Source organism: Fibrivirga algicola (assembly GCF_011742925.1).
GTDB classification, from domain to species: Bacteria; Bacteroidota; Bacteroidia; order Cytophagales; family Spirosomataceae; genus Fibrella; species Fibrella algicola.
In genome coordinates, this window is the sequence record NZ_WAEL01000001.1 from 413,185 (window position 1) to 431,258 (window position 18,074).

General features: G+C 54.8%; 12 protein-coding genes. 4 read left to right on the forward strand and 8 right to left on the reverse strand.

Annotated elements, in window-relative coordinates:
* Nucleotides 1–13: 13 nt before the first annotated feature.
* The 4 genes from F7231_RS01675 to F7231_RS01690 all read right to left on the reverse strand — a co-directional run bounded on the left by F7231_RS01675 (nt 14) and on the right by F7231_RS01690 (nt 3,799).
* Nucleotides 14–1,351, reverse strand: coding sequence for a vanadium-dependent haloperoxidase (locus F7231_RS01675; protein WP_166690678.1), 1,338 nt, complete (start codon nt 1,349–1,351; stop codon nt 14–16).
* Between the two features lie 136 nt (nt 1,352–1,487).
* Nucleotides 1,488–2,405 carry a monofunctional biosynthetic peptidoglycan transglycosylase gene (mtgA, locus tag F7231_RS01680; RefSeq protein ID WP_198172141.1) on the reverse strand — a complete coding sequence of 306 codons (918 nt, stop codon included), beginning with the start codon at nt 2,403–2,405 and terminating at the stop codon, nt 1,488–1,490.
* A gap of 12 nt (nt 2,406–2,417) precedes the next feature.
* On the reverse strand, nt 2,418–3,533 hold the full coding sequence (gene hemW / locus F7231_RS01685; RefSeq protein ID WP_166690679.1) for a radical SAM family heme chaperone HemW: 1,116 nt from the start codon (nt 3,531–3,533) through the stop codon (nt 2,418–2,420).
* A gap of 101 nt (nt 3,534–3,634) precedes the next feature.
* Complete coding sequence (locus tag F7231_RS01690) at nt 3,635–3,799, reverse strand: hypothetical protein (RefSeq protein WP_166690680.1); 165 nt, start codon at nt 3,797–3,799, stop codon at nt 3,635–3,637.
* A gap of 176 nt (nt 3,800–3,975) precedes the next feature.
* On the opposite strand from F7231_RS01690, the gene F7231_RS01695 reads away from it, so the two are divergent.
* From F7231_RS01695 to pfkA, 4 genes are all read left to right on the forward strand, one after another.
* Nucleotides 3,976–8,040 carry a S8 family serine peptidase gene (locus tag F7231_RS01695; RefSeq protein ID WP_166690681.1) on the forward strand — a complete coding sequence of 1,355 codons (4,065 nt, stop codon included), beginning with the start codon at nt 3,976–3,978 and terminating at the stop codon, nt 8,038–8,040.
* Nucleotides 8,041–8,055: 15 nt separating this feature from the next.
* Complete coding sequence (locus tag F7231_RS01700; RefSeq protein WP_166690682.1) at nt 8,056–10,863, forward strand: S8 family peptidase; 2,808 nt, start codon at nt 8,056–8,058, stop codon at nt 10,861–10,863.
* A gap of 289 nt (nt 10,864–11,152) precedes the next feature.
* Nucleotides 11,153–12,661, forward strand: coding sequence for a choice-of-anchor I family protein (locus F7231_RS01705; protein ID WP_166690683.1), 1,509 nt, complete (start codon nt 11,153–11,155; stop codon nt 12,659–12,661).
* Between the two features lie 276 nt (nt 12,662–12,937).
* Nucleotides 12,938–13,915: a 6-phosphofructokinase gene (pfkA, locus tag F7231_RS01710; RefSeq protein WP_085410253.1), complete on the forward strand. Its 978-nt coding sequence runs from the start codon at nt 12,938–12,940 to the stop codon at nt 13,913–13,915.
* A 128-nt stretch (nt 13,916–14,043) separates the two neighbouring features.
* Here the strand turns inward: pfkA and F7231_RS01715 are convergent, their stop codons facing one another.
* From F7231_RS01715 to F7231_RS01730, 4 genes are all read right to left on the reverse strand, one after another.
* A complete protein-coding gene (locus tag F7231_RS01715; protein ID WP_085410252.1) occupies nt 14,044–14,529 on the reverse strand; it encodes a DUF5606 family protein in 486 nt (161 codons plus the stop codon).
* A 94-nt stretch (nt 14,530–14,623) separates the two neighbouring features.
* Nucleotides 14,624–15,262 (reverse strand): ribosome biogenesis GTP-binding protein YihA/YsxC, encoded by a 639-nt coding sequence (gene yihA / locus F7231_RS01720; RefSeq protein WP_085410251.1) that lies wholly within the window; start codon nt 15,260–15,262, stop codon nt 14,624–14,626.
* A gap of 165 nt (nt 15,263–15,427) precedes the next feature.
* Entirely contained in the window at nt 15,428–16,567 is a 1,140-nt protein-coding gene (gene moeB, locus F7231_RS01725) for a molybdopterin-synthase adenylyltransferase MoeB (RefSeq protein ID WP_085410250.1), read from the reverse strand.
* Nucleotides 16,568–16,796: 229 nt separating this feature from the next.
* The gene (locus F7231_RS01730) at nt 16,797–18,038 is read right to left on the reverse strand and encodes an N-acetylmuramoyl-L-alanine amidase family protein (RefSeq protein WP_166690684.1); all 1,242 of its coding nucleotides are present in this window, start codon (nt 18,036–18,038) and stop codon (nt 16,797–16,799) included.
* Between the last annotated feature and the right edge of the window lie 36 nt (nt 18,039–18,074).

Genomic DNA, 18,074 nt, shown 5'->3' on the forward strand with positions numbered 1-18,074 from the left:
AACCGGCGCGTGTTTAGCGGTACCAGTTCAGCGCGTTGATGTGCTGGCCGATCTTCTTGCCCTCTTCCAGACCAATCTGGTTGTCCTGCAACGTATGAATACCACCGTAAAAACGCGAAAGGGCCGCCTCTTCGGCAGTGGCCCAGAACGAGCTAAACGCGCGGGGTACGTAGTCGATACGGCGAAATTGATCGCGTGGCCTGCCTGCATGCGAGGTGTCGACGAACCGGAACCGGGGGCCGTACAAAGACGCCAGAACCGTAGCGGCCGCGGCCGATTGCACCGAATGGCCGGAATAAAAGGCCGGGAAGGGCGGTTCGGGCCAGAATTGTGTCCAATTGGGGTCAATGTTAGCCCGAACGTAGGTAGAGGGACGTTCGCAGTGGTAGGTGTATTTCGCTTTCCAGCAATTGACGAATCCGTCGGCCACGGCCATGCCCACGCGCGCGTAGGTTTCGGCGGCTTTTACCAAATCAGCCCCCGAGGTTTTAACGACACTATTGGCGATGCTGTATGAATGGCCGGGCGGCGAAAAGGTCTCAGTTGGGTCGTCGGCCCACCAGGCGGCAATGGCTTTTTCGGAGGGGGTCAGCCGTTTATTTTTCAGGTACACCGCCTGATACCCCAGGTAGTAACTGCTTTTCGGATTGGTGGAGTAGCGGGTCATGGCCGGCACGGGTAACGTTCCATTGGCCGGGGCGAAGGTGCGGTTCTGACCCCAGGCCGGGTGAAGCGGAAATCCCGTGATTATCTGGCCGTTGGTGGGTGGAGTCCAATAACCCGCTCCCCGTGGGAACACGTATGCAGGATTGAAATTTTGCTTGTAGCCCTCATACCCACCGTCGGTTTTCGACCAGTTGAAAATAGCCTCGGCAATGGCCTCTCCGTAGGCCAAAGACCGGCTAACAACCTCAGGCTTTTCGTTGACCGCCAACTCGCCGTTTATGCTGACAGCCAGTGAGTCGATCCGGCGCAGGCGAGCTTCAGGCGCAAAGGGAGCTAGTTTTTTCAGGATCATTGCCTGGCCTGCATTTAGGGCTAGCGGGTAATTATAAGGCTGTCCGACTTCGGGTTTGGGCAACGCCGTGAGCCCGCTTAACTGCCCGGCCAGCGATTGGTGCGTTGGGCTACTGTTCACCACGCATTCGTACATCGTCAGCCCGGCATACCCCAGCAGCCGTGACCCGTAGGTAGGGGAGTTAAACGGAAGCTGATGCATTAGTGCGAGTGTCATCTGACCCCACCGCAAGGCGACGCTCGTAGCCGAGTCCAGGGTAGGTTCTGGTTTTGGGTCAGACGATTGGCAGGCTGCCAGCCCAAGTAGCAGTAAGAAAACGAATGCCTTTTTCATGATGGATCGAGCATCCGAAAATAAAGCATTCGCTGGCAGGAGAGAAAGGATTTTTCCTGGGCGGCAGCAGATAGGTACAGACAACAGATGCAGACACCTCCTGCATCTGTTGTCTGTACCTATCTGCTGCCGCCTCTTACAGATTTCGGATGTATTTCTGACCACCCAGGGCGCGCATCTGGCGGGCGATCTGTCGGGTGCGGCGCTGAATGTAGCTCGACGGTTTTTTGATCGAGAACTGGTTCGGGTTGGGGAGCACTGCGGCAATCCGGGCGGCTTCGTCGCGGTTAAGGGTGTAGGCCGAATGACCGTAGAACCGTTGCGAGGCGGCTTCGACACCAAAAGTCATGGGCCCGGTTTCAGCCACGTTCAGGTACACCTCCAGAATGCGTTTTTTCCCCCAGATCAACTCGATCATCACCGTGAAATACACTTCCAGACCCTTACGAATGTAGCTGCGTCCCGTCCAGAGGAATACGTTTTTGGCTACCTGTTGCGAAATAGTACTGGCCCCGCGTGGTCGTTTACGGGTCTGATTTTCTTTAATGGCGTCCTGGATTTCGTCGAAATCGAACCCCCAATGGTAGGGAAACTGCTGATCTTCGGAAGCAATCACAGCCAGCGCCGCTTCCCGGTTGATCTCGCTATAGGGCCGCCAGGTTTTGTAAATCTTGCTCGATTTATCAGTGCCAATCGTGTCCAGTTTCCGACTGATGGTCAGGGGCGTAAACCAGACAGGTACGTATTTTAGGATGACTACCCAGGCAACCGAGGCCAGGAAAAGCACCAGAATTGTCCGACTAATCAGGGTGTAGGCTGTGTTGAGCCAGGGTCGTTGCCGCACGTAGGTACGTACTTGCAGCCAATTGTGCCGGATAGCCGAGCCCAGGGTCGATCGCGACGAGGCCGACCGCTTCGCTTTGGCTGGGCGGGCAGAAGAACCAGAGGCAGGTCGTCCAGATGAGGACCGGTTTGGTGGAGGCATCGGCGTTACGGGCTGGGTGTCCGGCTGTGGTGGCGTTCGTAGGCGATTAACGCCTTTTATAGGCTGCATAGTGTTACAAACTTAGTCGACAAACAAGTCGCTTGCCACGCGGTCGGCGAAGAGTTTGCCCGTTTCGGTGAGCATCAGCACGTTGTTTGTGGTTTGCAGCCAGCCTGTTTGCGAAAGCTGCGCCAGTTCGCGTGCCTGTTCTGCCATAAACGAACGACCCAGTAAAGCGTCTAATTCACTGATCGTACAGCCCCAGATTGTTCGTAACCCAGTCAGCAGGTACTCGTTTACCTGATCGGCCTGTGATAGTTCTTCCCGTTCGGCGGGGATCTGATCGGTAGCCAGTGCCTGCACATAGCGCGCATTGTTGGCCACGTTGTGCTGCCGGCTTGGCCCGTTGTACGAATGCGCCGACGGTCCAATGCCCAGGTACGGCTTTCGCTGCCAATAGGCTGTGTTGTGGCGGGCAAAATGCCCTTCTTTCGCAAAGTTCGAGATTTCGTAGTGAACGTACCTGGCAGCAGTCAGGGCAACGTCGAGCTCGGTAAACTGCAGGGCCGACAGGTTTTCATCGACGGGCGTTAATTTCCCCTTTGCCGCCCACCGCCCAAAGGCCGTGTCGGGCTCTATCGTCAGGTTATAGGCCGACAGGTGGGGTACGTCGAGGGCAATGGCGGTGGCAAGATCGGTAGCCCAGGTACGTTCCGAGATGCCGTAGATCAGGTCGATACTCAGGTTGTCGAAACCGGCATCGCGGGCACGCTGCACGCAGAGTTGAGCCTCTGTGGCGTTGTGGGCCCGGTTCATCCACCGAAGCGTCTCTTCGTCGAATGTCTGGATGCCAATGCTCAGGCGATTGACATACCGACGAAATAGGGCCAATTGAACGGGATCGGCCAGATCGTCGGGGTTGGCTTCGAGCGTAATTTCGGCTGAAGGGGAAACCGTGAAATTGCGGTGTATTGCCTCGAAGAGGTGGTCGAGTTCGGCTTCGGTCAGGAGGGAGGGCGTGCCCCCGCCAAAGTAAATCGTTTCCAGCGGCGCAGGAGGCAGGTACGTATGCCGCAGGTCAATCTCCTTCGCCATAGCCTCGACCAGTTGTCGTTTTCCGCGCAGGTTTGTACTGAAATGAAAATCGCAGTAGTGGCAAGCCTGTTTGCAAAAGGGAACGTGGAGGTAGAGGTGCATGCGGGAACGTTTACAGGTTATTGCTCATGATTGCGCGGATAAACATACGCACGCTGACCTGAGGCCTGCAATTCTGAACAGCAAACTGTAAACCACGAACTCTATTTATCCGGACAGCTTTTGCAGCGTTTACCCTTCTTGTACTTTTTGCAGCACTTTTTCAGCGAGCAATCGGGCGTGTTACGCAGGGTGTGTCCGAGAAGAGGAAGCAGGTAGAAGGTAGCCGTTGCGGGCTGCTCTGATTCGTGTTCTTGAAATGAGTTCATACGTTGGTGATAAAGCGTAACGAAGATACAGGTTGTTTAGACTCTTTCCAAAGAAAGGTAAATTTGTTCTGGAACATTGTTGTGAAAAGATGCACTGGGTTGCAACGGACAGCGTGCATAAACAGTAATTACCATGTAGATTTGTTTAGACGACAAACTTCTTCATTAATAAACCTATGCCCAATTTTTACCGACTTGTCGGGCTTGTCCTGCTGCTTGGTGGGCCAGCGCTTGCTCAGCCTCTGCCGCAGTATAGCGTAGCTCAGAAAAACCAACTACAGGTTCTTCAGCAAACCCTGACCGCCGAACGATCGGCCAATTATCAGAAGGCCGTTTTAGCGGCGCAAAAGCAGGGGAGAGCTATTGAAGAACCGGCTGGAAACGGCCTTACCCGTCGGCTACGGGGTATTGATGAGCAAACCGGCAACCTGCTCTACGACATGGTTGATTTCAACGCCCGCGCCGCCAACACTACCCGCACCAATAGCCTGTATAGTGGCGGAAGTTTGGGCGTGAACCTAAGTGGTAACAGCGAAGTCGTGCGCAACCGCCTGGGTGTTTGGGACGGCGCAAAAGTGTACGCCGCCCATCCTGAATTTGGGAGCCGCGTAATTCAGCAGGATAATCCATCGACCACCAATCGCGAAAGCGAAAACGTGTACCACGCCACCCACGTGTCGGGAACGATGGCAGCAGCAGGTATTAATCCGCTGGCGAAGGGCATGGCGCCGGGGGCCAATCTCAGAGCCTGGGATTTTAGCAATGATATCAGCGAGATGACGCTTGCTGCCTCTGATCTGCTGGTGTCAAACCATTCGTATGGAACAATCGCGGGCTGGAACTACAACGACAGCCGCACCACTACCAACAAATGGGAGTGGTATGGTGATACGACCTTGAATGCTACGCAGGACTTTAAGTTTGGCCTCTACGAGGATAACGCCCGTTCCTGGGACCGTATCGCCAATGCATCACCCTATTACCTGATTGTAAAATCGGCGGGTAATAGCCACGCTGAAGGTGGGCCACCAGCCGGTCAGGGTTATTATCTGGTGCAGCACGGCAACCGGCTGAGTACGACGCCCCGTGATACTCAGTTTGGATACGACCAGATTTCGACTTATGGAACAGCAAAGAATATTCTGTCGGTAGGGGCCGTTGCGTCGATCACCAATGGCTACAGCCGGCCCTCCGACGTAAGTCTGGCCTCGTTCAGTAGCTGGGGGCCAACCGATGATGGCCGGATAAAGCCGGATATTGTGGGCGTAGGCGTCAATGTAATCTCAACGGCGTCGTCGACTTCTTTCGCCTATGGTGCGTTGAGCGGCACGTCTATGTCATCGCCAAACGTGTCGGGGTCGGCCCTGTTGCTTCAGGAGTATTATGCGCAGCTAAATGCGGGTCAACTTATGCGGGCGGCTACGCTAAGGGGGCTAATAATTCATACGGCCAACGAAGTAGGTGCCAGTATCGGCCCTGACTATCAGGCTGGCTGGGGTCTGATGAACGTGGAACGCGCTGCCCGGGTAATCCTGAATGCAGACAAGAGCAACCTCCTCGAAGAACGTACCCTCACGCAGGGCCAATCGTTCTCGGTGACAATGGTTGCGTCGGGACGCGGCCCGCTGGTGGCTACCATCTGCTGGAGCGACCCGGAGGCAACGGCGACTACCGGCACCAACCGCTTCAATAACCGGACCCCTAAATTGGTCAACGATCTGGATGCCCGCCTCAGCGATGGCCAGACCATTCTACAGCCCTGGACACTGGACCCCGAAAACCCCAGCCAGGCGGCGAAGCCCGGTGATAATATCCGCGATAACGTAGAGCAGGTGTATGTGGCAAATCCGGTTCCGGGACGTACCTACACACTGACGATCAGCCATAAAGGCACGCTGACGGGTACTGCCGGACAGGCCTATGCCCTGCTGGTAAGCGGCGCCGGGGGAGCCGCGTATTGCACATCTGCCGCTACCTCGTCGGCCGATACAAAGATTGCCCGTGTTCAATTCGCCGGTGTGAACCAGGCAGGTGCAGAAGGGTGTGCCACTTACACTGATTTCATGAGCACCACGGCGGCGGTTACTGAAATACAACCCAGCCAGCCTATTCCGCTCACCGTGACTACCGGTACGTGCGGTGCAGCCAAGGCTGCTGTAGTTAACGTGTATGCCGACTGGAATGCCAACGGTACCTTTACCGATGCCGGTGAACTGCTGGGTACGTCCGGCGTGCTGAATGGCCCCGGTACGTTCCTGTCGACGCTGACGGCCCCCGCCAGCGTGACGGCGGGTACGCTGGTGCGCCTGCGTATTGTAGCGGTAGAAACGACCGATGCTACTTCGGTACAACCGTGCGGCAGCTACGGCAATGGCGAAACGCAGGAATACCTGTTGCGGGTGATTGCCCCGCAGACCGATGTAACGGCGGTTGCGCTGGAAGGGGCTTCTGCGTTTTGCGCCAACACGCAGAACGTGGCGGTTCGGGTGCGAAACAATGGTGGCACCGAGCAGCGTAACCTGCCCGTCACGCTTCAGGTTATCAATGCCGCCAATCAGCTTGTGGCGTCGCTGTCCAGCACCGTGCCATCGTTACGCGCTTACCGCGATGCGCTCGTGTCGTTTGATCTGCCCGCATCGGTGTCCCTGGCGACGGGACAAGCCTACCGGTTTGTTGCCACCATTGCACTGGCCGGTGACCAGGATACAACCAATAACCGACTGGTTGTCAGTCGTACTATTGGCGTAGGTACCGTTACGGGGACGTTCTCTGCCGCTGCCTGTGGCACAGATCCGACGGTAACCCTACGAAACACAGGAAACAGCGTTGCGTTCTGGTATGATGCTCCCACCTCAGGTACGTTGGTGGCGGTAGGTAATCAGACAACGGCGGCGGCGCGCTCTGTGTACTACGTGACCACCAACGATTTTGCCGGGCGATTAGGGCCAGCGGCGAAGACCGATTTTCAGGGTGGTAGCTACGCGGGCAATTTTGGCCCTCAACCGTTGATCAGCACAAAAGTACCGTTGCGCATCGAGCGGGCGCGGATCTACACGGGTGCGCCGGGCCGACTGACCTTCCAGGTACGTAAGTTCGACGAAACGGTCATTTCCAGCACTACGATCGATGTGGTGGCTACCCGAACGTTACCTGCATCGCAAACGCTCAGCAGTGGGCAACAGGCCGACGATCCGAATGATGCCGGGGCTGTTTATCCGCTGAACCTGTCGATTCCGGAGCCGGGTGATTATAAGATCACGATCGAGTACGAAGAGGGCGTTACCATTTTCCGGAGCAACTCGGTAACCGCCGGATCGGGGTCGAGCTTCGCCTTTCCGTATGCTTTGCGCGCGCAAAACGGCGACGTGATTGCCAGCAGCAAAGGGTCGCTCTTCAACACGACCGATACGCTACGGACGGCCTGGTATTATTTCTACGACATGCAACTGCGCCCACTCGATTGCCCGGCTGCTCAACGAACGGCGGTGACGGTGACTACGCTGCCATCACCCACAGTTTCACTGGCCGCCCTGACTTCAACTACCGCTTGTCTGGGCGGTACGGTGACTCTTCGGTCTACGTCGACAACGGCGGTGGCTGGCGAGGTACTTTCGTACCAGTGGTTGCTGAATGGACAGGCGATTGCGGGCGCTACGAGCCAATCCTATGCGGCCGGTGTCAGTGGGCAATATGCCTTGCGGTTGGGTAGCAGTTGCACGCCCATTACTTCGTCGACGGTGGGAGTGACCATCATTCAGCCACAGTTACCAACGATTGTGCTGTCGGGGCAGACCTTAACGTCAAATGCGGCGTCGGGTAATCAGTGGCTTCAAAATGGCGTTCCTGTGTCGGGTGCTACCGGGCAAACATTCGTTGCATCGAATACCGGGAGGTATTCAGTCCGGGCTAATGTAAATGGGTGTGGTGATGCTATCTCTGAGGAACTGTACGTCGCTATTCTGGCGGTTGAACCTCAGTTGGAGGCAAGCCTGAAGGTGTATCCGAATCCAACGCGGAATCAGCTCACCGTTGAGGTCGCTGCGCCCGACTCGGGACCAATGCCAACGGTCAGGCTGCTCGACGCGCGCGGCGTGCTACAGCAGACGACAACGATGAGCCGGGTGCTGACTCGCTGCTCGGCTACGCTAGACCTCACTGGCCTGCCAGCCGGTACGTTTTTTGTACAAGTAGTGACTGATACCGCCCAGGTTGGTGCGGTGAAAGCAGTGCTCAAGTACTAAACGACTTTACCTCTCTTGACTTCCTTTGATCGTGCATGGCCCCAAGTAGTTAATCGTATCCATGTTCTGAGTAAGGGGCTGGTAAATGGGCTCATTGTCAGTATACTGGCATCGGCTGTCGTTCAGGCGCAGACCTATATCACCCCATACATCACGCCACGGCCTGCTCCATCGACCCAGTTGGTTGACGTGGGTGGGCCGTCGGCGTTGCGGGGTAGCAAATCGTATGCCAGTCATCGGGCTACACTTGATTTGGGAGGCGACGCCACCGGGCATCCGCTCGTGTATGGATTGCATAATACTGAAGCGGCGCAGGGCACACGTACCCAGTCGCTGTATGGCCAGAACCTGACCGGCCTGTTTCTGAACGGAGGCACACGCTTCGTGTCGGGTAGACTGGGACTCTGGGATGGTGGACGGGTGTTGACCGAGCACCGCGAATTTGGGGGCCGGGTCACCATGCGTAATGCCAGTGCGGTGTTGAGTAACCACGCTACACACATGGCGGGTACGCTGATAGCGGCCGGTATTGTGCCCGAGGCCCGGGGCATGGCTTATGGCGCATCGCTGGCCGTGTGGGACTACACCAACGATTTAGCTGAGTTGTCGACGGCTGCGGCCGACCTGTTGGTGTCGGTGCATGCCTACGGGCCATTGTCGGGTTGGGTACAGAATCTGAACCGCCCCGGCATCGACGCCAGCCGAAAGTGGGAGTGGTGGGGCAACACAACCGTCAGTGCTACCGAAGATTACCTGTTTGGCTTTTACAGTACCAAAGCCCGAGAAGTAGACAAACTGCTTTATGCTAATCCCGGCCTGCTGATGGTGCGCTCAGCCGATAACAAACGTGCTGAAACGGGTCCCCCCGCCAACACGCCCTACTACCTGAACAGCACCGATCAGCAGAGCACGCTGGCGCGCAGCCGCAACGATGCCTACGATGTTATTCCCGGCGAAGCCAACGCTAAAAACGTGTTGACGGTTGGCGCGGCCGAAGTGTCGCTCAACAGTGATAATGATCCCACCCGCCTGCTGGTATCTCCTTATAGCGGTTGGGGACCTACCGACGACGGTCGGATAAAACCCGACTTACTGGGTATTGGCACGGGTGTTTACTCGACGTTATCAGACGGTGTGGGGGCCTACGGTACCAATACAGGTACGTCGATGGCGGCGGCCAATGTGGCCGGTTCGCTTTTGTTGATACAAGAGTTATATGCCCGCCAAACCAATGGTAAGTTTCTGCGGTCGGCTACCGTAAAAGGACTGGCTATTCACACGGCAAACCGACTTACCCCCGCAATTGGCCCCGATTACCGGCAGGGCTGGGGCTTGCTCAATACCGAAGCCGCAGCGGCCGTTGTGCAGAATGCCAACCAGGCGCACCTGATCAACGAATCGACCCTTACGCAGGGGCAGACTTGGACCACTACCGTAACGGCACAGGGTAGTGAGCCGCTGGTCATCACCATTTGCTGGACCGATCCGGAGGGAACAGTAAACCCGTTGCTGCCGTCGTCCCTGAATAATCGTGCGCCCAAGCTGGTGAACGACCTTGATCTGCGGGTAGTCGCTGGCAGCCAGACAGCATTGCCCTTTGTGCTCAATCCCGCCAGCCCGACCGACGCCGCTATTAAAGCCGATAACAGTCGCGACAATGTAGAGCAGGTATACATTGCTACTCCTGTGGCGGGGCAGAACTACACCATTCGGGTCACCCACAAAGGCACCTTGCAGAGCGGAACTCAGCCCTTTACACTTATCGCCAGTGGTCGCCGGCATGTGAAATGTACGCTACCCGGCCTGGCTCTACTGGCCAAATCAGATACGACGATCTGTGCTGGAACTACGTTTACCCTGAAAACGGAGGATATTCCGGGTGTTCAATACGAATGGCTGCGCGACGGGGTTCAGATTCTGGAAGCTAGTTCGCCCGACTGCCCCATTCAGGAAGCGGGCGCCTACACCCTCCGCTACACCGATCGGAGTGGCTGTACCGGGCTGTCGGTTCCCGTTAAGGTGCAGGTGTTCACCCCGGCTGTGCAGGTTTCGCCTGCCACAGCCAATCAGTTTTTGTGTCCCGGTCAACCCTTCGTTCAGTTGGTGGCGGCGGTCAATTACGGGACCACGCTCAGCTGGCTCCGTAATGGTGCGCCATTAACGACAGGTGTCGTTAGTTCATCGCTAACAATTGCGCAGGAAGGCGTTTACCAAGCTCAGGCCACCCAAAACGGTTGCGTTGGGCATTCGCCCGAGGTAACGGTACGGGAATCTACGGTCAACAAGGTGACAGTAACGCCAACCGACGAGGTCATTCAGCTTCCTGTCGGTGCCAGTCTGACGCTGGACGTCATACCTGATACCCAGTATACTTACCAATGGTTTACCGACAAGCAGCCGATCGCCAACGCAACAAAGGCAAGCCTGATCGTCAACCAGCCAGGTACGTATCGGGTGCGCGTAACGCAACAGCAGTGCGTCGGCTGGTCTGATGATAAGCTCGTTCGCCGCTCGGCTTGGACAAGCACTAGCGTAGCCGATTCGCTGCTGAGTTTTGGTGCCGATGACAGCACTTTTATTGCCTATCCTAATCCGGTACTCACTACGCTGCTGATCCGGTACCTGCGGCCGGGTGCCGCAAGAGTAAGTGCCGAAGTATACAGTTCGGCAGGGCATCTTGAGAAAGCAGGCTTCTTTCTGAACCGCTTTTCAAACGGCTTATTTTCGCTCGATCTCCCCGTTTTCGACTTGCCGGTGGGCGTTTATGTACTTCGCCTCACCGATGGTATCCGTCAACGAAGTATGCGGTTTATACGACGCTGATGGGGGGATGCTGCTGGTAAAAATAGAGGCATGAACCAAGCTGAAACTGGTTTGCGCTACGCTGCGTGTATTGGCTTGAGGTTTTTATGTTACTAAGCCCTTCTCATAAGAGTCTGCACCAAGGCGGTAATAGTTGCTTAATGCACTGGTAATAATATGGTAAAATTGGTTTTAAGTAGCTAATAATCAGAAGGTTTATAGGGGGTTATGTTATCATATTGTGAACAGGGGTTTCGATGCTGAGTTGGTTCTAATCTTTGCGCCAACAGACTACCAAAACAACGTTTACATGCATAAATCCTGTTACTTTCTGGCTGGTGGCCTTGCTACCTTATGGCTAATTTCCTGTGATCACCGCGACGGCGACATGGCGCCCCGCACAGAAAATGTTAGCCTGTTCCGCGAACTGGCCTCAGAAGATTTGGGGGGCACGGCTGCTTCTGAAATCTCAGCCTATGATCCGCTGAGTAAGCGGATATTCACAGTCAATAATGAGACTGTTGCCAAGGTTGAAGTCCTTGAGGTATCATCGACTGGCTTGACTAAGCTGGCACCTATTAACGTATCGGCATTGGGCGGTGTAGCCAATAGCGTGGCTGTCAGCAATGGAAAGCTGGCTATTGCCCTCGAAGCAACCAACAAGCAGGCTGCTGGTAGCGTGCTCATTGTTGATACGCGGAGCCTGGCCGTTGAAAAAACAATTCCTGTGGGGGCACTACCAGACATGGTTACCTATAGCCCCAATGGTCGGTATATCGTCACCGCCGACGAAGGTGAACCCAATGCCGGCTATACAATCGATCCAGTAGGGTCAGTATCGATCATTGACGTGTCGAATAACTACAGCGTAAAAACGTTGACGTTTGAGGCGTTCGATTCACAAAAGACAACCCTGATGGCCAACGGTTTCCGGTTCTTTGGTCCTAAAGCCACGCTGGCGCAGGATATTGAACCTGAATATGTAGCTATCTCACCTGACTCAAGAAAAGCATGGGTTACGCTTCAGGAGAATAACGCCATTGCCGAGATCGATCTGGTAGCGGGCGGAATTCTGCGTATTGTGCCATTGGGCCTCAAAGACGTGAGCCTGCCCCTCAATGCCATTGACCCGAGCGACCGGGATACTAAGATTGAACTGGCCACCTGGCCGATTAAAACCTTCTATCTGCCCGACGCCATTGCTCAGTTCCAGGCCAATGGCAACAGCTACCTGATTACAGCTGACGAAGGCGACACCCGCGATTATAGCGGCTACAGCGAGGAAGCCCGAATCAGCACACTCACGCTTGACCCCGTTGCGTTCCCAACCGGCGCTACCCTGAAAAATGTAGCTAATCTGGGACGTATGCTGGTGACTAAGAGCCTGGGTGATACGGATGGTGACGGTGATTATGACGTTCTGTATGGCATTGGTGGTCGCGGATTCAGTATTTTAAGTGCCAGCACAGGCCAACGAATTTATTTCTCGGGTAAGACGCTGGAAGAAAAAGTAATTGCGGCGGGATTGTATGATGATACCCGCTCGGACGACAAAGGTGTGGAACCAGAAGGCGTAACGGTGGGGCTGGTCAATGGCCGACCTATTGCTTTTATTGCCCTGGAACGGGCCGACGCTATTGCCATTTATGACCTAAGTGATCCGACTAATCCAGAATTTCGGCAGCTTCTACCTACCGGCGATGCGCCTGAAGGAATTCATTTTGTGCCAGCCAGCAGCAGCCCGACCGGCCGTAGTTTGTTAGTTGTCAGCAGCGAAGGAGACGGAACGGTGAAAATATACCAGCCCGATTTTCTGTAAGCATTAGCGCCTGTATCTAGCCCGAAGCCGTGCCACTGTGGCGCGGCTTTTTTATGAAAATTGGCTCCTGCTGCACTTTTATGAGCTAAAATTCAAAACAGGCGAACATTTTAGGGATAAGGTTTGCAAATTGACACTTTCGTAGAAAATGAGGTGCAAAAGGCTATAATTCCTGATTAAATGGCTTTAAATATGAAAATGCGGGTAATTTTGCGTGGTTCTTTTCGAGCCTGATCCCTACCTGTTGTTGTTGTTGACGAAAAAATTGATTTGCGAATGAAACGTATTGCTGTGTTTACCTCCGGGGGTGATGCGCCGGGTATGAACGCCTGTATCCGGGCGGTTGTGCGCGGGGCCGTTTACCACGGTCTTGAAGTATTTGGCATTCGCCGGGGGTATAATGGAATGATTAATGGCGACATATTCCAGATGACTTCGCACTCGGTGAGCAATATTGTTCAGCGAGGTGGTACTATTCTGAAGTCGGCTCGCAGCAAGGAGTTCATGACCCCCGAAGGGCGGCAGAAAGCCTATGACCAGTTGCAAAAATTTGGTATCGAAGGGCTGGTCGCCATCGGCGGTAACGGTACGTTTACCGGCGCTACCCTCTTCTTCGATGAGTTTGGTATTCCAACAGTGGGGGCCCCCGGAACCATTGATAATGACCTCTACGGCACCGACTATACCATTGGCTTCGATACGGCAGTAAATACGGCCCTGGAAGCGATCGATAAAATTCGCGATACGGCCGATTCACACGACCGGATCTTCCTGATCGAAGTAATGGGGCGTGACTCAGGTTATATCGCCATTCAGTCGGGTATTGCCGGCGGTGCCGAACTGGTCATGGTGCCCGAGGTACTAACGCCGATCTCTGAAGTGGTGAATATTCTGCAACAGGGCTTTACCCGCAGCAAATCATCGTCTATCCTGGTCGTAGCTGAAGGCGAAGAAGAAGGCAGCGCAAAAGAAGTGGCCGCAAAGATCAGCCAGATGATGGTTGGGCAAGACCTGGACATGCGCGTAACTACACTGGGTCATATTCAGCGTGGGGGCGTACCCACGGCCTACGACCGCATTCTGGCCAGCCGCCTGGGACTTGGAGCTCTTGAAGGCCTGATGAATGGCGAAAAGAACGTAATGGCAGGGGTGATCAACAATGAACTGGTCTACACGCCGTTCCGCGATACGATTCGGTTGCCCAAACCAATTAATGAAGACTTACTCAGGATGGTGAAAATCCTGTCAGTATAGACCGTAAGTCTGGAAAGTCATTTCAAACGAATAGTCCTGAGTCTGGAGAGTGTGTTAGGTTTGCTTACGCTTCCCAAAACATACTTTCCAGACTCAGGACTATTCGTTTAAAACGACTTTCCAGACTACTACTCGGCTGCTTTTTCGTCAGTAGCGGGCTGCTCGCTTGTTGCTTCTTCGGCTACAGGGGCTTCTTCCGGTTTTTCGAATGCTTCAGGGGCAAACTGACGGAGGATGGTGTACCAGCTGATCAGTTTCCGGATGTCAGTGTCGCGAACGCGCTCACGGTCATAATCGGGTAGAACCTGCGCCATGAAGTCGGCAAGCTCAGAACCGTCTGCTTTGGCCGTTACAGGTAGTTCATCGCCAAAGGTATCGGCTACCATCATCAGAATGTCGCCCAGAGGCACCGACTGCTCGTTCTGAGCGGAGTCTGGCCGGTCAACATACATTGAAATGTCGTTGAGTACTGACACGCGGGCCTGAGGGCCCATCATTGTTTTGGCTTTTTTCGCGTCGAGTGCTTCGACGATCACACCCGAACGACCTGGTTTCAGGATTCGGTACAGGCCGGGATAACCCGAAATATTGGCAATAGTTTTTAGTGCTTCCATACGTAGCGGCAAAGGTAAGGCTTTATTAGATACTGGCTATTGCGCGTTGGCTATTGGCAGGTGGATCTGTAACCCATTCAAGAGGGACCGATAGTTAAACTTTCTTGATGGTGGGGTTGAGCGTCCATTCCCCGTTCAACTCGTCGATGTAATCGAGAATCTCGTCGCGACCTTCACCACTTATTGCTGAGGTGACAAAATAGAGGGGAAACGTGTCGAAAATTTCGGCCATGGCTTCGCGGTAAGCATCCAGAGCCAACTGACGGCCACCCGATTTTATTTTTTCGGTCTTGGTAAACACCATGGCGAAAGGTAATTCCTGCTCGCCGAGACGGGTCATGAAGTCCAGATCAATCTTCTGCGGTGGAATCCGCATGTCGATCAACACGAAAATACATTGCAGGTTGGAACGGCTGGTGAGGTAACCGGTGATGATCGACGCAAACTGTTCGCGGATCGACTTAGGCACTTTGGCAAAGCCGAAACCGGGTAAATCCACTAAGTACCAAGGCGTTTCGCCTTTCAGGTCGTTGATTTTGAAGTGGTTGATGAGCTGCGTTTTGCCCGGCTTACCTGACGTTTTGGCCAGATCGGGGCGCTGTACAAGTCGGTTAATCAACGACGATTTCCCTACGTTCGACCGGCCAATGAAGGCATACTCCGGGCGGTCGGGTTTGGGGCATTTGGCAGGGTCTGTATTACTGATAACGAACTCGGCCTGATGAATTTTCATAGAGATGACGACTTACTGGAACGCACAAAGGTACGACGGATTAGACGCTGGATGTGTACCATAGAGCCAAGTCCGCGTTTTACAGGATAGGTACAGCCCTGATTTCCCTGGCAGTAGCGCGTTTCAACGGCAAACGGGGGAAACTTAAGGCCAGGTTTACCAAGTCTAATACGTGGCCATTTCGGGTTCAATCTGCTGTGCCCAGGCGTTGATGCCGCCCTCAAGGTTGTACAGGTTTGTGTAGCCGCCCTGCGTGTAGAGGTAATTGGCAACGTTGGCCGAGCGAATGCCGTGGTGGCAGTAAATCACTACGGGTACGTCGGTTGGAATGCGCTTGCGGTCGGCAGCGGCGGTAGCGGCAATCATTCCCACTGGAATGAGTACGGCTCCGTCGAGGTGACAGAGATCGTATTCTTCGCGTTCGCGTACATCGAGGAGGAAGATCGACTCGCCCTGCTCCAACCGATCGGCAAGCGAGCGGGCCGTAATCTTTTTGGGTGCTTCGCCCGCCTTGCTCTCCGGCTTCTGCCGATCAGCAATGCCCTGACGGGCCATCTCGACAGCATCAGCGCGGCGGCGAATCCGAATTGTCCGGCTGGTGTGGCTGAGCAAGTCAGTCATCAACAGCTTGTCGGTCAGCGGCTCGCCAATGCCGGTCAACAGCTTTAATACTTCGGTAGCTTGGTATGTGCCTATTACGCCCGGCAGGACACCCAGAACGCCTGTTTCGGCGCAGTTGGGTATTTCCATCTGGCTGGGGTTCTCCGGAAAGACGCACCGATATGTCGGGCCGCGCTGCCCGTCGGCCAGTTCGGCGTTGAAGATGGCTACCTGCCCTTCAAACCGGTGAATGGCACCGTACACAAAAGGTTTGTTCAGGGTCACGCACCAGTCGTTGACCAGGTAACGAACGCTGAAATTATCGGTGCAGTCGACTACCACGTCGTAGGCGTCGATCAGGGCGCGGGCGTTGGTGGAGTCGAGTGCCTGTGCGTGGGTATCAAAACGCAGGTCGGGATTGAGGCGTTGCAGGTGCGCTACGGCCGCCTTTGCTTTTGACTGACCTACATCGCTGGTCGTATACAGTACTTGTCGCTGAAGATTACTTAAGTCTACTATGTCGGGGTCTACTACGCCGATTCGACCCACGCCGGCCGCAGCCAGATAAAGCAGTACAGGGCATCCGAGCCCACCGGCTCCTACCACCAGCACGCGTGATTTTTTAATGGTCAACTGACCATTTAAGCCCCATTCGGGGAGATTCAGATGCTTCTGATAGCGTGTTTGTTCAGATGGCGTTAGCATGGGGTCGGCGCGGTAGTACAGGCTATTTAATGAACGTAATAGAGACCCTGTTTTTGTTAGGTTTAGTGATAAAAAAACTAAAAATAAGTTGGTTCAATATAGAGGGTAGATCGACTACAAATTTTAGGGATAGGTAGCTCTACCCTACAAGTCCCGTATGGAAGTACGGAGAATAGGTGCGCAACGTTGCCCAGCCGGGAAAAAAGCGGTAACGTACCCTGGTAGCCACTCACCGCAGACGCCGTAAGCCCCGAGCAATTGCTTTCGCCATCTTTTTTCGGAAAGCAGGATCAACGATCAGGGCTTCATCAATGGCATTACTTAAGAACGGCCCTTCAACCAGTAAGTTAGGGTAGTCGGTAGGGCTGTTGAAGAAAAAATTGAAATGCCCAACGTTCCCGAATTCTGAAACGGGCAGGCGATTTAGTAACTCCGTCAGTACCGCCTGGCTCCACGGCCGGAAACCAACGTGTTTATAGTACGTGCTCACGCCCCTCACTTTTGCACTGCCCGAGGAGTTGAAGTGTATGCTCACCAGCAGATTTGGCATCAGCTTCCGCATGGTCATAACCCGTTCTACGGTACCTAATGTGGTGTCGGTAGTGCGGAGCATGATAACCCGCGCTCCGGCCCGTTCCAGGTACGTTGCCAGCCGCTGGGCCACATCGAGCGTCAGGTTCTTTTCCAGCTGCCCCGATTGTTCGCCTTTCGCCCCCGTGTTGCTGCCGCCATGCCCCGCATCGACGGCAATGGTCATACCGCGTAACCGCCGACCTTCGGGTGGGCGACGTAGGCGTAGCATCAGCGTTGTCTTCTGGTAATATAGTGAATATCCCCAGTGGGCCGGGCCGCGTTTTGGGGTACGTAGCGCTATGTAAATTCGAACATGCGCATCCGCGACCTGCTCGAACCAGACCCGCTCAACTGTTTGTACGCTGCGCAACTGCGTGATCCAGTTGGTGTTGATGGCTGCTCCGAAAACATCCAGCACGATCCGGTCGGGCGCTACCTCTTGTCGGCTCTGGTAGGGCAAGCGGTCGGGCAGACGAATGGCTACATAATCGTAGAGGCTGTCGCCCGAAACGGTCCAGTTGCCGGTTAGTAGGGTGGGCGGGGTATTCTGGCGGGCGAGTACGGGAACTGGCCTGGGTACGTTGATGGAATCGTTGAGGTGGGCTGCTGTGTCAATTACCGGTCGGATCGGTATCGCCCGTACCTGGTCGCTGGGTACGTAGGCGGTTTGGTTGGGTGCCAGGTACACCCGGTAAAGCTTGTCGCTTATTCCCGTAATATGAAGTACCACTCCCGAATCCAGAGTCTCCCGTTTTGCCCCGCCTAAGCGATCGGTGCCCGTGCTGTAATACAGGCTGGTCAGTGCAGTCCGGGTACGGGCAGTCAGCAGGGTATCACGTACGGGGGCGGTTTGGGCAAGGGTCGTAAGCGGAAGCAGGAGGAGGAGCAGTAACTTCATAAACGAATGTAAAGACAGAGCCACAGAGAACACAAA

What these genes read in the sequence shown, in the direction of transcription:
- F7231_RS01705 (WP_166690683.1), top strand. Translation starts at nt 11,153, where the DNA reads ATGCATAAATCCTGTTACTTTCTGGCTGGTGGCCTTGCTACCTTATGG.
- mtgA (WP_198172141.1), bottom strand. Translation starts at nt 2,405, where the DNA reads ATGCAGCCTATAAAAGGCGTTAATCGCCTACGAACGCCACCACAGCCG.
- hemW (WP_166690679.1), bottom strand. Translation starts at nt 3,533, where the DNA reads ATGCACCTCTACCTCCACGTTCCCTTTTGCAAACAGGCTTGCCACTAC.
- F7231_RS01675 (WP_166690678.1), bottom strand. Translation starts at nt 1,351, where the DNA reads ATGAAAAAGGCATTCGTTTTCTTACTGCTACTTGGGCTGGCAGCCTGC.
- F7231_RS01730 (WP_166690684.1), bottom strand. Translation starts at nt 18,038, where the DNA reads ATGAAGTTACTGCTCCTCCTCCTGCTTCCGCTTACGACCCTTGCCCAA.
- F7231_RS01695 (WP_166690681.1), top strand. Translation starts at nt 3,976, where the DNA reads ATGCCCAATTTTTACCGACTTGTCGGGCTTGTCCTGCTGCTTGGTGGG.
- F7231_RS01715 (WP_085410252.1), bottom strand. Translation starts at nt 14,529, where the DNA reads ATGGAAGCACTAAAAACTATTGCCAATATTTCGGGTTATCCCGGCCTG.
- pfkA (WP_085410253.1), top strand. Translation starts at nt 12,938, where the DNA reads ATGAAACGTATTGCTGTGTTTACCTCCGGGGGTGATGCGCCGGGTATG.
- F7231_RS01690 (WP_166690680.1), bottom strand. Translation starts at nt 3,799, where the DNA reads ATGAACTCATTTCAAGAACACGAATCAGAGCAGCCCGCAACGGCTACC.
- yihA (WP_085410251.1), bottom strand. Translation starts at nt 15,262, where the DNA reads ATGAAAATTCATCAGGCCGAGTTCGTTATCAGTAATACAGACCCTGCC.
- moeB (WP_085410250.1), bottom strand. Translation starts at nt 16,567, where the DNA reads ATGCTAACGCCATCTGAACAAACACGCTATCAGAAGCATCTGAATCTC.